General features: G+C 48.5%; 8 protein-coding genes and 1 pseudogene. 6 read left to right on the top strand and 3 right to left on the bottom strand.

Features of this window, described 5'->3' with window-relative positions:
• Positions 1–158: 158 nt before the first annotated feature.
• A pseudogene (locus ACO0K8_RS21755) lies at positions 159–323 on the bottom strand (TipAS antibiotic-recognition domain-containing protein); the annotation flags it as partial.
• Positions 324–338: 15 nt separating this feature from the next.
• On the bottom strand, positions 339–539 hold the full coding sequence (locus ACO0K8_RS21750) for a hypothetical protein (RefSeq protein ID WP_422948753.1): 201 nt from the start codon (positions 537–539) through the stop codon (positions 339–341).
• A gap of 181 nt (positions 540–720) precedes the next feature.
• Between ACO0K8_RS21750 and creD the strand changes: the two genes are divergently transcribed.
• Positions 721–2,151 (top strand): cell envelope integrity protein CreD, encoded by a 1,431-nt coding sequence (creD, locus tag ACO0K8_RS21745; protein ID WP_422948752.1) that lies wholly within the window; start codon positions 721–723, stop codon positions 2,149–2,151.
• Positions 2,152–2,533: 382 nt separating this feature from the next.
• Here creD and ACO0K8_RS21740 read toward each other — a convergent pair whose 3' ends face one another.
• Positions 2,534–2,899: a helix-turn-helix domain-containing protein gene (locus ACO0K8_RS21740; protein WP_422948751.1), complete on the bottom strand. Its 366-nt coding sequence runs from the start codon at positions 2,897–2,899 to the stop codon at positions 2,534–2,536.
• 417 nt (positions 2,900–3,316) lie between these two features.
• Between ACO0K8_RS21740 and ACO0K8_RS21735 the strand changes: the two genes are divergently transcribed.
• The 5 genes from ACO0K8_RS21735 (at position 3,317) to ACO0K8_RS21715 (ending at position 13,261) form a co-directional block, all read left to right on the top strand.
• Positions 3,317–4,915, top strand: a complete 1,599-nt coding sequence (locus tag ACO0K8_RS21735) for a site-specific DNA-methyltransferase (protein WP_422948750.1) — start codon at positions 3,317–3,319, stop codon at positions 4,913–4,915.
• Between the two features lie 8 nt (positions 4,916–4,923).
• Positions 4,924–7,623, top strand: coding sequence for a DEAD/DEAH box helicase (locus ACO0K8_RS21730; RefSeq protein ID WP_422948749.1), 2,700 nt, complete (start codon positions 4,924–4,926; stop codon positions 7,621–7,623).
• 417 nt (positions 7,624–8,040) lie between these two features.
• Complete coding sequence (locus ACO0K8_RS21725) at positions 8,041–10,887, top strand: type VI secretion system Vgr family protein (protein ID WP_422948748.1); 2,847 nt, start codon at positions 8,041–8,043, stop codon at positions 10,885–10,887.
• A 50-nt stretch (positions 10,888–10,937) separates the two neighbouring features.
• Positions 10,938–12,422: a DUF2515 family protein gene (locus ACO0K8_RS21720; protein ID WP_422948747.1), complete on the top strand. Its 1,485-nt coding sequence runs from the start codon at positions 10,938–10,940 to the stop codon at positions 12,420–12,422.
• Positions 12,419–13,261, top strand: coding sequence for a hypothetical protein (locus tag ACO0K8_RS21715; RefSeq protein ID WP_422948746.1), 843 nt, complete (start codon positions 12,419–12,421; stop codon positions 13,259–13,261). The genes ACO0K8_RS21720 and ACO0K8_RS21715 overlap by 4 nt, the downstream gene beginning before the upstream one ends.
• The last annotated feature ends 93 nt before the right edge of the window (positions 13,262–13,354 follow it).

Genomic DNA, 13,354 nt, shown 5'->3' with positions numbered 1-13,354 from the left:
GATTCCATCAGGGCCCGCAGGGTATTTCTCTGCTCTAAGGCCGGATATAAAACTGCAGCTTTACCTATTTAATAAAACATAAAAAATATCTTGGCAAATGGAAGGTGTTCATATAAAACCCGCATGGAATATGCGCGCTGGAGCATGCCACAAAAAATTTATAGCTTAGCGGCATAGACGCACATCGCGTCACCCAAAAAACTCAGCATCTGCGGATGATAGGCATTGTGAAAATCGCGCATGCTGGGGTTGTCTTGATAAAACAAAGCCATGCCCAGGTAGGCCTCGGGACTCGGGGTGTAAAAGCGGCAGGCGATTGTATAGTGCTGAGCTAGTAGTTACTGGATATGTGTATCGCTGGCAGTTGAAGTGTCGATCACGCTCGCCAGCGTTTTGTACAGCGCATCCCAATCGGCATGCACCTGATTGCGATCCACATGTGCCCAGTGATTGGTTTCTGCCAGGCTTATGCTCTGCTCCTGGCTAAGCGCATTTCTGCAGGTTTCCAGATAAGTAGCTTCGAGGTTTTGTAGGCGCATACTGTCTATTTTTCTCATTTCTAAATGATGATTTCTAATGCTATAACTTGGCATTGTACCAAGAATTAATTATCTGAATTGCATCGTGCAATATCCGCGCTCCGCCTGCACTTCACACAAAACGCATCATCAACGCACATGCCTTCTTTACAGTCAGGTTTCCTTATAGCCGGAGTCTGCCATGCAAAGAACTTTACTTTTTAAAACCATCATAGTTGCGCTGCTAATGCTGCTGCTAGGCGTGCCCCTGATGATGATACAGTCCACCATTACTGAGCGCCTGCGCTATCGCGACGAGGCGGTGCGCAGCATAGCGGCCGATTCGGTCAGCGAGCAAACTTTGCTGGGGCCGGTACTGGTGCTGCCGTATAGCGAAACGTATGAAGAGCAGGAAATCGTCGATAGTGTCAGCAAAAAAACCGTGTCACGGCGCTATACCTTGCAGCATAAGCATCTGGTGTATCCGGACGACTTGAAGTTGACCGGAACGGTCGATACCGACCATCGCTATCGCGGCATCCATAAGGTCTTGGTATATAGCGGCCAACATACAATGACAGGTGATTTTACTTTGCCGCTGTTGGCGAATCTGGCGCGTAGCGTAGCCAGTTCTGAGTTGACTGCAGGCCAGCCGTATATTGCGCTTGGTCTGAGCGACACCCGTGGTTTGCGTAATTTCCCCAGCATACTCTGGAACGGTAAGCCGTTTGAGTTCAAACAAGAGAGCAAACTGCGTGCCTTTAGCTCAGGCTTGCATGCGCCGCTAGAGTTAATGGCATTAAGCAGCCCAGAACACGCGAAATTCAGTCTGGATCTGGCGATCGACGGTATCGAACGCATGCACTTTGTGCCTATCGCCAAAAATAACCAGGTTAGTTTGACTTCAAAATGGCCTCATCCGCAATTTGGCGGACGCTTTTTACCCACGCCGAAAGAGCGCAAGATTGATCAGAACGGCTTTTCTGCTACCTGGAATATTTCGGCATTAGCCACCAGTGCGCAACAGCAGTTTAGCGCCTTAGAACTAGGCCGTGCTATTGATGTTCCGGCGGTAGTTGCCAGCGCCACCGTCGATGTTGCACCGGCACCTGCGGCGGCGATGGCGGTGCACGAACTCGATAGTTTTAGCGTGGCGTTTATCGAACCTATCAATGTGTATTCGCAAGCTGATCGCGCCATCAAATACGGCATGCTGTTTGTAGCGCTGACCTTTGCCGCCTTCTTCCTGTTTGAAATCTTGAAGTCGCTGCCTATCCATCCTATCCAATACACTCTGGTAGGTTTGGCGCTGGCCTTATTTTTTCTGTTGCTGGTGAGCTTGTCCGAGCACATTGCATTTGCCCATGCATATCTGCTGGCCGGTGGCGGCTGTATTTTGCTGATCGCCTTTTATCTGAGTTTTGTATTGCATAGCTGGCAGCGTGGCTTAGGTTTTGGCGGCGGCCTGTGCCTGTTGTATGGGGTACTGTTCGGGCTACTGCAGTCAGAAAGCAATGCCCTGATCATGGGTAGTATCCTGCTGTTCGCGGTGTTGGCAAGCATCATGGTGGTGACCCGTAAGGTCGACTGGTACCAACTGGGCACAGCGGCAAGCAACAAAATCGCCGCGTAAATCTGTGTTGAGGGCGACGAATAAAACATTCGGACCAAATCCCGCCTGCAAGACTTAAAGAGAAATTTAAAGGGTCCACATCAATTACTTTAACTGATGCGGACCCTTTAATTGTTTGAGATTTAGTTCGCATCTTCAATTCTATAAAAAATTAGACCTTACGCATCCGCAAAAAAGCTCAGCTAATTTTATTCCCTACTAGACAAAAACGAGGTCTGCCCTGACGCGCATATCCCATGCGGCTCGCAGGCCAGGCTGGCTTGAAACCCGCATGGGATATGCGCGCTGGCAGGGGCTTGCAAAAAATAATATTGGAAGTGAGTGACAGACTTTAATTCGGTCTACAGCAGGCATACTTAGCAATTCAATGCTATAGAGGTAATTAATCTGTCTTACCCTGCGATTTCAGCATCACGGTAATAAACTCATTTACCATCAACTGATGCTCAGGCGTGAGCAGCATAAAGCGGGTGACGAAATCTTCTAGCCTTTCTGTTCCTTCCCGTTTTTCTTTTTTTGTGCCAACGATGAGTTGCGCTTCAATATTTTGCTCCGCCATTAAATAGAGCGACGACACCGGGAAATTGAAAATCTTCGCCAATTTTTCAGTAATTTCCGGCGTAGGGTTTTGTTTGCCGCGTTCTATACGCGACAAATTCGCCGCATCCATCTCCGCGACGAATGCAATATCTTCCAAGGTGGCTTTCCTTGCCAGCCTAAGTTTGCGAATGACTTGACCAATTTTCATAGCCCAAATTGTCAATGCGGCTATCGCAGATGAAGAAAGCGGATTTCGCTAATTTTCATAGATAATTTGCGTATAATGCATTTTTTGATCAAAAAATTTGCGCCCAAGGCAAAAAATCACATCAATCAATCTCAGCACCGCTAGAAACCTGCGTTTATACGGTGACAAGCAGCTCAGTCAGATGCGGCTTTTTGCCCTGCAAACAAACCGGGCTTCATGTTCACTGCCTACCACGCCAATTACTACGCGCACGCACTCACCCTAAGGCATGGTTCGGATGGGGTAGATCGCCTGTCGCAATCGCTATTTGATGCGGGCGTTGATCTCCATCCGTATCAGATTGGCACACAAAATAAGGCGAAGTGTTAGCCATGAGCCGTTCAACCAAACAAAAAAATAGCAGGATGAAATACTGAAATGCCGACACTGACCTGGGTAGGAAAAGACAAGGTGGTCAATCACCATCATGAAGTACCGTTTCGCGTATTGAATCAGCAATATCGCTTTGATGCGCCTGCCGATAAGCCAGCTAACAGCACAAACAATCGGATTATCCACGGTGACAATCTTGAAGTATTAAAAAGCCTGCTGCCAGAATTTGAAGGCAAGGTGAATTGCATCTATATCGATCCGCCCTATAACACTGGTAATGAAGGCTGGGTTTACAACGACGCGGTGAATGATCCAAAAATCAAGAAGTGGCTTGGGCAGGTAGTTGGCAAAGAAGGCGAAGACTTGTCAAGACATGACAAATGGCTTTGTATGATGTATCCGCGATTGAAGTTGCTACATCGTTTGATAGCAACCAATGGCGTGATATTCGTATCAATCGATGACAACGAGATGGCAACGTTGCGGCTTTTAATGGATGAAATATTTGGCGCTGGAAATTTTATCGCTACCATAGCATGGCAACGACGAATTTCTCCAGATTCCAGATTGGGGCTGAGTCAGGCACACGACCACATCATCGTATTTGCAAAAAATCGAAGCATGCTGGAACTTCACCCGATTCCGCTTAGTGCTCAGCAAACAAATGGATTTAAGAACCCCGATAAGGATGTTCGGGGTGCGTGGGTATCAACCGACTTTACTGCACAAGGCTGGCGGCCAAATCAAATGTATGAAATTTCCACACCTGGAGGCGAGGTATTTTTACCGCCGCGAGGTCGCTGCTGGGCCAATATTGAAAGCGTTTTCCAACAACTCTTAAATGAAGGAAGAATGTGGTTTGGCAAAGATGGAAAAGGTCGTCCACGAGTTAAAACCTATCTTTCTGAAAGTACAGGAGTGAGTGCATGGACATGGTGGACAAATGAGGAATGCGGCCATAATCAGGAAGCAAAAAAAGAGATCATAGAAATACTTGGACATGACCTGCCATTTGATACGCCCAAGCCGACACGTCTTATCGAACGCATCTTACAAATTGCCTCAAATTCGGACTCCATTATTCTTGATTCATTTGCAGGATCTGGCACAACCGCGCATGCAGTGCTAAAGCTCAATCAACAAGATGGGGGAAAGCGTCGCTTTATCTTAATTGAAGCAATGGATTATGCTGAAACGCTGACAGCGGAGCGTGTGCGCCGCGTGATGGGCGGTTATGGCGAAGGCAGTAAAGCCGTCGCGGGTCTGGGTGGTAGCTTTGATTTCTACAATGTGGGCGAAGCCCTATTTTTGCCGGATGAAAATCTGAATGAAGCGGTCGGCATTGCGGCCATTCGCGATTATGTAGCCTACACCGAAGGGATTCCAGTATCTGATCGTTGCGCGCAAGACAATCCCTATTTACCGCATTTATTGGGACTCAATACGGAGATGGCCTGGATATTCAATTACGAAACAGATAGCGTCACTGTGCTTGATCTGAATTATTTGGCGGGCATCAAACTCGGTGCAGCCAAACCGGCGACCGCCATTATTTATGCTGATCGCTGCTTGCTGGATGACGCCTTTATGCGCCAACACGGAATTAGTTTCAAAAAAATTCCCCGCGACATTACTCGTTTTTAGGGAATAACATGGAACTCAAACCTTATCAAGAACGTGTCATTACTGAACTTGGCGAATTTCTCAGCATGTTAGACGCCACGCAAAGAATTGACCACGCTTTCAATCAATGTTGGACAGTACGTGGCGTGACCAAGATGGACGCGTACAAGAACAACGTAGCTGGCGTACCGCACGTGTGCGCCAAGGTGCCAACCGCAGGCGGTAAAACATACATCGCCGTCAATGCACTTAAAACGATATTTGATGCGTTTCATCGTCATAACCCTAAACGCCCTGCCTTTGTCGTGTGGCTAGTACCGTCGTTGACGATACTGGATCAAACCGTCAAAGCACTATCGAATACTGATCATCCGTATCGAAAACGTTTAGATAATCTTTTTCGCAAACGCGTAGCCATCTACGAGAAAAAAGATTTACTTCAAGGTGCAGGTTTTTCGCTCGATACCGTGCGCGAACAATTGTCGATAGTGGTGATGAGTTTTGATTCTCTGCGCGCTAGGAACAAAGAAGACCGCAAGGTTTTTCAGGATAACGGCTACCTGGCGTCTTTTTTGAATTTCGAAGAAGAAGATAACACCGAATATTTGCTCGCCGATTACGACGCATCTGCCTTAATCAATGTGATACGACGTTTGAAGCCAGTGGTGGTAGTGGATGAAAGTCATAACGCTGAATCGGCACTGTCGCTAGAGATGTTGCACAATTTAAATCCGCACTTCATCTTTGACCTGACAGCAACACCTAAAAACAATAGCAATATCGTGAGTTACGTTGACGCAATGCAGCTCAAAAAATATCACATGGTCAAACTGCCTGTGATCGTCGCCAATCGCAAAGATAAGCATGAAGTCATCGATGCTGCATTGATATTGCGCCGCAAACTAGAAGAGATCGCGATTGCAGAAGAAGCACAAGGTGGAAAGCATATACGGCCTATTATTTTGTTTCAGGCTGAACCAAAAACTGCAGACGACAAACAGACCTTTGAAAAAATAAAACAAGCGCTGATCGCACTAAAAATTCCAGAAGAACAGATCAAGATTAAGACCGCAAATTTAAATGAATTAAAGAATGTCGATCTGATGGCGCGTGATTGTCCGGTACGCTACATCATTACTATCAATGCGCTTAAAGAAGGATGGGATTGTCCTAATGCGTATATTTTGGCGGCGCTAGGCGATAAATCCTCCGCAGTCGATGTCGAGCAAATTCTGGGACGGATATTACGCATGCCGCACGTGCAGAAGCACGGTAACGAGATGCTCAATATGAGCTATGTCTTTACTGCCAGCACGCGATTTTCAGAAACTCTGGAGAGCGTAGTAAAGGCATTGAATCGCGCTGGTTTTTCGGATCGAGACTGCCGTTCTCTGACTGCAGAACAAATTGAGGCCATGCAATTATCAGCCAATCCACCTCAAGACGGCAAGACTGGTGATCTCTTTGCGACTCAGCACAACACTGACAATAGCGTCGCCGTTAGCAATAGTGATACAACTGAAAATGATGACGAGATTGACATCACGAGAATCACTCCCAATTTTTCTCGCAGCGATTCTGCGACAACATCAACGGATAGTGTTATCTCTATCGGCAGCTCTAACGAAAACGGCTTTATTGCAGCGATTACTGCCGAAGCCAGCGCGCAAAATCGTGCTTACGACGAAGCAGCACAGGCTAGCAGTTTTGATGCAGTACCCATTGAATTAGAGTCAAAGATGAACCGACACAGAATGAAAGATGTGTTTCGAGGCGAGGCCTTGCAACTGAGATTGCCTCAATTTTTTATCCAGGTAGAAACCGGTGGCTGGTTTGATGCGAACGAGTCACAGCAATTAGTCGAGCGCAAGTTGTTATTGAAAAATTTTAAGTTGGCGAATCTGGATGCAACGGTCAATTTTGAAGATGTAGACAATCAAATGTACCGAGTCGATCTTGAGCAAATCGGTGCTGAGGAATACTCACCGAAGCCATTTAAGATTGATCATAAAGGCCGCCTAAAATTCAACAACATTATCCTTGCGCAATCACGCGAACAACAAGTAGTTAATCTGACCTCCAGGTTATTTGACCTCATCGGAAATCTCTATCCTATCGATGATGCAGACGCTAAACGTTATATCATGCGTATCGTGGAAGCGATGGATGGTGAGCAAATTCGTGATTGTCTTGAACGCGACATTGCTTATGTAAAAAAAATTCGGCAGAAGATCGATACCTTGGCGAATACCCATGCGCAGAAGAGTTTTCAGGATTTGTTAGATGTCGAGAAAATCTCCATTCGACCTTGTTTTTCGCTCCCTGAAAACATTACACCCAGCGCAAATGCACCCGCAATTCCGAAAAGTCTATACGTCACTGAGGCATCAATTGGTAATTTTGAGCAAAGAGTTATCAACGACATTGCTAACCTTGAAAATGTGCAATGGTGGCATCGCAATTTAGTGAGGGGAAAAGGTTTTCATATCAATGGCTTCCTGAATCACTACGCGGATTTCATCATTAAAACCAAAGCAGGTCGCATCATCGTACTTGAAACAAAGGGCGACGACAGAGATAACTCGGACTCAGAATTTAAGTTAAAACTTGGTAAGTTATGGGAAGCAAAAGCAGGTGGGTGCTTCAAATACATGATGGTATTTGAAAATAATCCAATTGATGGCGCTGAGAAGTTGTCTGATGCACTCATCAAACTTGGTCAGCTCTAAAATGAACTGAATGCTCGTTGCCCGCATCGGCTGCTTCGACCTTGGATGAATTGCAACGCCAGTACACGTTGCTGTGAGTTTTAAAAAAATAGACCATTTTAATAAATATCCAATATCGGGATGTTCGTGCAATCCATCTTCAAAACTGCTGGGCGCTTGGTTCAGGAAATAATTTGCACTGCCCTGACGCGCATATTCCATGCGGTTCTCAGGCCAGGCAGGCTGGAAACCCGCATGGAATATGCGCGCCAGAGCATGCCATATTTTTTTACGCTCAATCTCCGGCGCGGCACCTGACAGCCGTGCTGAATGTGATGGCCGCATGTAGATGTTTTTTACATCCACTTACAACTAAATGACTTTTACACAAGTTATTCTTTTATAATCAGATTCCCCTGTCTTTCCTTGGATCTTCTGATGCCCGCCCTGCCTTCTGACTTTGCCGCCATCAGCGATCAACTATTCGGCTCCCTATTAAGCCAGCATGCCCGTCTGATTACTTTAGAGACGGCGCAGGGTTCGGATCTGCCCGATTCTTTGATGGTAGAGAGCTTTAGCGGGACCGAGGCGGTGAATGCATTGTTCTGCTTCGATATCGATGCCCTGAGTTTATCGACAGCGGTCGACCTCAAGCAATTCATCGGGGAGGAGATCACGCTACGACTGTTGCAGGCCGATGGCAGCAAACGTGCCTGGCATGGTTACTGTACCGAGGCGCAATGGCTAGGTGCCGATGGCGGTGTGGCGCGTTATCGTTTGCGTCTTGAACCTTTTCTGGCGTTTTTGCGCTTACGCCGTGACGCCTTTATTTTTCAGGACAAAGATGCGCAAGAAATCGTCAGCGATCTGCTGGCCGATTATCCGCAAGCCAATTTCGCCTGGGATGTCAGGCAGCCGCTACGCAAGCGCGCCATCTGCACCCAATACCGCGAAAGCGATCTGGATTTTTTAACTCGCCTGCTCGCTTCAGAAGGCTTGAGTTACCGCTTTGAACACGATCAGGCTGGCTCTGGTTCTGATTCCGGAAGTGCCAGCCAAGCCAAACACAGATTAGTCGTCTTTGATGCGCATGCCACCGCCCCGGCCATGCCAGGCGACAGTAGCATCCGCTACCACGGCGTACGCGCCAGCGAGGCCAGCGATACCATCAATCAGTTCGCTGCCATCCGCCAGGTGCAGAGCAATGCCGTGACGGTCTCGAGCTGGGATTTTGCGCAGCTCAGTGCACCGGCCTCGGAACTGCGCTCTAGTCTGGCAGCCGGTGAACTGCCTGCTCTGTCTATCTATGATGGCGTGGCAGATCGCGCCTATACCGACAGCGCGGCCGCCTCGGATCATAGCGAGCTGCAATTGCGCGCCTTAGAAATGCAAAATAAGCGCTACCAGGGCGGCGGCGCGGTGCGCCAATTGGCCGCTGGCCATGCCTTCACTTTAAGCCAGCATGCGCATTACTTGCCTGGTGACGACGCCTTCACGATGCTCTCGATAGAACATAACGCCACCAACAATATAGCAGCCGGCGTGGCGCGCCTGCTCAACATCAATGAACTAGAACGCGGCACCTATAGAAATACCTTTAGCTGTGTACGACTGAGCGTGCCCGTCGTGCCGGCTGCCAGCGCAGTGCGCCGTCCACAAAACGCACTGGGCGCACAAGTGGCGCTGGTGGTCGGCTTAGCTGGCGCCCCCTTGAGCACCGAACGCGATCATCAGATCAAAGTGCAATTTGCCTGGCAACGTGGGCAAGCGCCGCTGGCTGGTGGCTTGACAGAGACCGGCAGCCCAGTCGACAGCAAAGGCAATGCCCCCGGCAATGAAACTTCCGGCACCTGGGTGCGCGTAGCCGAGGCCTTGGCCGGGGCCAATTGGGGGACTAATTTTACGCCGCGCATAGGCAGCGAAGTCGTGCTCGATTTTATCGAGGGCGATATGGATAGGCCGGTCGTCATCGCCCAGCTCTACAACGGCAGCGATCTACCGCCCTACTCGGCCGGTGTCGATTCTGGCGTCAATCACGCCGGTTACTTGTCCGGCATGCATAGCCATAATCTGGAAGATGGCGGCTACAACCAATGGGTGGTCGATGACACCCAAGCGCAATTGCGGATGCGCTTAGCCAGCAGTAGCGCCGCCTCGCAGCTCAATCTCGGCTATCTGATCGCGCAAGCGCCTACCTCGGCGCAACGCGGCAGCTATCGCGGCATCGGCTTTGAACTACGCAGCGATGCCTGGGGCAGTCTGCGCGGTGCCGAAGGCGTATTGATCTCCACCAGCGCACGCCAGGCCAAAGGCAGCAGCGTCAGCTCAACGCAAATGGATGTACAAGAAAGTGTCGCCCAACTGAAAGCCGCGCACAGCACGGTGGAGGCAATCAGCCAGGCCGCCACCCATCAAAACGCCTTGATCAGCAGCGATGCGAATAAGGCGCAAGTGAATCGCATCACGGCATTAGATCAACAAAAAAAAGGCAAATACACGGCCGCAATCAACGGCCACACCGCACACAAAGCCAAGCCAGGCACGCGCGACTTAGACCCGGCACAGCCGGTAGAGAAGTTTGAGAGCGCCATCGTGCATCTGGAAGGTCCAGCCAGCATCAACCTCGCCAGCCCGGCGTCGACTGCCCTATTCGCCGGTCAACAGCTGCACTGGACCACGCAAGCAGACAGCCACTGGGCGGCCGCCCACACCGTAGCCAGCGTCTCGGGTAACGCCACCAGCCTGTTCACGCATGCCGGCGGAATACAGGCCTACGCCAGCAACGGCCCGCTATCGCTACAAGCCCACACCGACAAACTAGAACTACTGGCCGACCAAGAGATCACCATCATCTCCGTCAACGACAAAATAGAAATCAAGGCCAAACAAAAAATCACTTTGATGGCCGGACAATCCTCCGTCACCCTGGAAGGCGGCAACATCACCTTCACCTGCCCCGGCAATTTTACGGTGAAGGCAGCACAGCATGTGTTTGATGCGGGGGAGAACAAGGCGGCGGAGTTAGGTAAGTTGCCGGATCAGCTTAGCCCTAATGCGCCGCCCCCACATTCACTCTTCATTCACTACGATGAGCAGATTATGTATAAGGATGAGCACGATAAAGCTATCGCCGAAATGCCTATTCATGTCCTCAATCAAGCCGACACAGCCCACACACTTGTAGAAAAAAGCCTTGCTACAGGTGCGATTGAGAGAATGAATACCCCGAGTGCACAGCCGCTAGAATACGCCTTACGCTATATCGGCTTTATCCCTAAAAAATAATCGACATCGTCACAGAGTCAAGCGCAGTCAACCACAAAGCGAGCCAAACAATGGATCAATCAGTGAAACTAAAAGGAGAGGTATTAGAAGTGCTCGGTGTCTGCATGACCAACACAAGGCCAGACTCCGTCCACATTGCTGAAGTTAAGTACTGGCATTTATGGTCGTATGCGCAGCAAGCGGCACTGATCGCCGTCAGCGACAAAGACCCAAAGACCTATTTGTACGATCTCATCGACGATCCTGAACGCCGTGCCAAACGTATCGCCGCCAACTATGCCGATTTGTATTTTAAAAGTGCTACAAAAACGCATGGTAAAGTCCAATTTCACTGGGTCGCTTTAGCCGCATTTGTGGTCAAAGATATTGTCGAAGCGTTTCGCTTTGCACGCGAAGACGTCTTGCAAAGGGAGTGGAAAGCCGCTGCTGCAGCCGCCAGCGATGGAAAAATCGCCACCGCCTGGAATGCACTTTCCAGCACGGCTGCCAGCGTTGCGCGTAACTCGCCAGTGGCCGATGTAGGGAGTGTCGCCATCACCGACGCCTCGCCGTATCAGCATGTGTTACGCACCTACGCCGCCTTAGCCAAAGGAAATCTATGGTTATTCATGGATATTTTCCCCTTCATGTGGTTCTTTTTAAAATATGGGATTAACCCTGATGGCAGCTTAAATCATGCGCGACTTGAAAACTGCTTATCCGAACGCGATTGGAATACTTTTCAAATCGCCTCTAAAACTGCCATAGAAGATTTACCCTTCGGCCCTAAATGGATAGCGCGCATGAGTAATTGGCTAGACAAAGATGTGGTCTACAAAAAAGGGCAGGCATTTTTTGAGATCACTCCAAGTTGGAGCCAGGATGGCGGTTATGGTGCCTGGAGCAATGCGGCGCGGTTTGCGCATAATTATTGCAAAGTCCACGTCAAAGAGCATGACAAAGGCTACCGCACGCCAGCTAGCCATTATTGGGGCAAATTTCAAGAAGCCTTTTATGTCATGGAATCAGAACACATAGAACTGAGCCGCGTGGTAAAAGATAGCGCCGCCACCGCCGCCGTGGTGAAGGCACGCAACTTTAAGGCTACCCCAGAGATACGTGCTGCGTATCTTGAAATTATCGAGAGCTACTCAGCAAAATCCAAGTTAAAAAATCAACAGGAAGAACTTGCATTCATCGCCAACCATGAGCAAAGAAATGTTTTACAGCCGCTGATTTATAACGATCCAAAACTGATAGAAACCATGGATATGAATCACCGCTTTAGCCGCCTCACCGGCGGGTGGATTTCTCCGCAATTTAAGGTGGTGTATAGCTTCTCGCCTAAGACTGACGATCCTAAACTGCAAACGGTCTTCGATGCACCGGATGGTGTCATTGATAGATTTATCGGTAAAAATAAAAGCTTACCGAATGAGGGCGATAGGATGAATTTTGTGGCAGATATTGCGCGAGATTTTAATCGATTGATGTTTGAAAAGCGCTCTTACATGGAAGCTGAATTACGCAAAATTCAAGGCTGGTTAAACGCATGAAACACAAAATACTCAGATTGGGTGCGGTCTTGGCGTGTGTGCTGATCGCCTATAACTTTTTAGGAGCAAAGAAAATGACAGAAATTAAACTTGATATAGGTAAAAATATAGTAGAAACCGCGAAGGCCTCAGGTGTGCCAAGGTTTCAGGTAGGCAGTACCGCGGGTATGGTTTCTTATAGCATTAATCAAATACCTGCCGATATAACAGCCCACTTCATCCGACCAGGTTATGAAATTAGCGTTGCCCCCTTATTTTCTTTGAAAATATATGCAGATGAAGATCTTAAAAATAATCTCGCCGTAGACGAAGTTTACCTAGCCATTGACAACAAGATCAAAACCCATGCAGCAGGACAAGCTTTTGTGGCGCAATTAATTGCGCAGTTTCAGCGCGGAAAATGGCAGCGCCTGATTGATGAAAGCTGCCCTGCTGTTACGGGTAGATCTAGCTTTTTAAATGCAGTGGGTGAGTTAGATGTGATGAGTAATTGTGCTCTTGATCCAAATTACAAACTCAGCGCCGAAGAATGGCTATTGATGATGGTAAGAGGACATACTTACCAATGGCTGGGGGATGGGGTGATTGCCGAATTAGAGGTAAAGTGGGCGGCATATGGCGCTGGAGATATTACGTATGTTATTACACTCACATTTAAAGATTTTGCGATTCGCACCAAACGTGATGCAGAAAACGAGGCAACACGACTTAAAGAAGGCGATGCCCAAGGCTGGAACAGCACCGCCGACTCTATAAAAAACGCAAAGGAAACTGAAATTAAAATTAAATTACTGGAAGAAAATGCCCTGAAACGTGGCGACAAAGTACTCGCCCGCTAGATAAAAAATCGAGTACGGAAGATCGCGGTACATTGATCGTTCGGCTAGCGAGAAAGCAAATTAGCTGAAAATTTGTCTTTGAAATTAATAGGT

Source organism: Undibacterium sp. Ren11W, from assembly GCF_049340485.1.
Classification (GTDB): Bacteria; Pseudomonadota; Gammaproteobacteria; order Burkholderiales; family Burkholderiaceae_D; genus Undibacterium.
Note: the sequence above shows the minus strand (reverse complement) of the source record. Positions and strands in the feature narration are given on the sequence as shown.

Coding starts and splice junctions, on each gene's coding strand:
- ACO0K8_RS21750 (WP_422948753.1), bottom strand. CDS start 539: ATGCGCCTACAAAACCTCGAAGCTACTTATCTGGAAACCTGCAGAAAT.
- creD (WP_422948752.1), top strand. CDS start 721: ATGCAAAGAACTTTACTTTTTAAAACCATCATAGTTGCGCTGCTAATG.
- ACO0K8_RS21740 (WP_422948751.1), bottom strand. CDS start 2,899: ATGAAAATTGGTCAAGTCATTCGCAAACTTAGGCTGGCAAGGAAAGCC.
- ACO0K8_RS21735 (WP_422948750.1), top strand. CDS start 3,317: ATGCCGACACTGACCTGGGTAGGAAAAGACAAGGTGGTCAATCACCAT.
- ACO0K8_RS21730 (WP_422948749.1), top strand. CDS start 4,924: ATGGAACTCAAACCTTATCAAGAACGTGTCATTACTGAACTTGGCGAA.
- ACO0K8_RS21725 (WP_422948748.1), top strand. CDS start 8,041: ATGCCCGCCCTGCCTTCTGACTTTGCCGCCATCAGCGATCAACTATTC.
- ACO0K8_RS21720 (WP_422948747.1), top strand. CDS start 10,938: ATGGATCAATCAGTGAAACTAAAAGGAGAGGTATTAGAAGTGCTCGGT.
- ACO0K8_RS21715 (WP_422948746.1), top strand. CDS start 12,419: ATGAAACACAAAATACTCAGATTGGGTGCGGTCTTGGCGTGTGTGCTG.